Origin of the sequence: Vibrio sp. M250220 (assembly GCF_036533795.1) — a bacterium.
In the GTDB taxonomy this organism is placed as follows: Bacteria; Pseudomonadota; Gammaproteobacteria; order Enterobacterales; family Vibrionaceae; genus Vibrio.
The window spans coordinates 1-369 of the sequence record NZ_JATABI010000234.1; the positions used below are offsets into that span (position 1 = coordinate 1).

Here is a 369-nt window from a genome sequence, read left to right on the forward strand (position 1 = left end):
GAGACCCACCAAGGGCAAGGCTTTAACGAACTGAGTTTTGAAGACCAAGCAGACCAAGAGCAAGTCTATCTTCATGCGCAGAAGGATTTTGACTCGATAGTGCTGAATGACATGACCACTCATGTTAAACACGATCAACATACCATGGTGGACAACGACCACTTCACTCAGATTAAAAACCACCACAACCTCACCGTGGAGGGTGAAAGCCGCACTCTGGTCAAACAAGATGCCACCTCGATTGTGGAAGGGAGTCTGCATCAAAAAATCGCTCAGTTGCATGCATTTGAAATTGGCAATGAACTCCACATCAAAGCCGGTATGAAGGTCGTTATCGAAGCGGGCTCTGAAATGACTTTGAAAGCCGGT

At 46.9% G+C, this 369-nt stretch carries 1 protein-coding gene; it reads left to right on the forward strand.

The window, feature by feature from the left end; all coding sequences use genetic code 11:
* The coding region (locus tag QTN94_RS20725; RefSeq protein ID WP_443088823.1) for a bacteriophage T4 gp5 trimerisation domain-containing protein at positions 1 to 369 on the forward strand (369 nt) is incomplete at both ends.